This window comes from Paraglaciecola polaris LMG 21857 (assembly GCF_000315055.1).
GTDB lineage: Bacteria > Pseudomonadota > Gammaproteobacteria > Enterobacterales > Alteromonadaceae > Paraglaciecola > Paraglaciecola polaris.
Genome location: NZ_BAER01000136.1, coordinates 1 through 671, shown reverse-complemented (window position 1 = coordinate 671; position 671 = coordinate 1). Strand labels below are relative to the sequence as shown.

General features: G+C 45.2%; 2 protein-coding genes. Both read left to right on the top strand.

Annotated features, from left to right (window positions below):
• A partial coding sequence (locus GPLA_RS21885; protein ID WP_040515697.1) for an IS630 family transposase occupies window positions 1-423 on the top strand: 423 nt, incomplete at its 5' end.
• A 40-nt stretch (window positions 424-463) separates the two neighbouring features.
• Window positions 464-671: transposase (locus GPLA_RS24160; protein WP_407636162.1), on the top strand; the 208-nt coding region annotated here is incomplete at its 3' end.

The window sequence follows — 671 nt, the reverse complement described above, 5'->3', positions numbered from 1 at the left end:
GGCCGTATGCGTATCAGGTTAATGGCGCTTTCTCATATTAAAAATGGAGCCAATCGAACACAAACAGCTCAATACTTACACGTCAGTCGCAGAATGGTAAACGAGTGGGTAAAGCGCTTTAATGCACATGGTCTCCATGGGCTAAAAGAGAAAAACCGTTCGGGCCGCCCTCGGGCATTGTCTACTGAGCAGTTGGAACAATTTAAAGCGTATGTGCTGTCTCATGCCATCAAACCTGATGGAGGAAGGCTAAAAGGCACCCTTATGATCACCTATGTGGAGCGGGAGTTTGGAGTCACCTATAGCCTGACAAACATATACCGCCTTCTCCACCAGTTAGGCTTTTCCTGGCTTACGAGCCGCTCAAAACACCCTAAACAATCAGAAGAAGCTCAAGAGACTTTTAAAAAAATTCAAAACTGAAACGATCAATGCGATCCCGGGACATATCTCGTTAAATAATGTGGATGTGTGGTTTCAGGATGAAGCGAGATTTGGTCAGCAAAACACCACAACTCGCTTATGGGCTGAAACAGGTACACGACCAAGAGCCGTTAAACAACAGCAATTTGAATACGCTTATGTGTTTGGTGCAGTATGCCCATCAACGGGGGCAACTGAGGCTATTATTGCTCCATACGTTGATATGACCATAATGTGTGAACATCTCT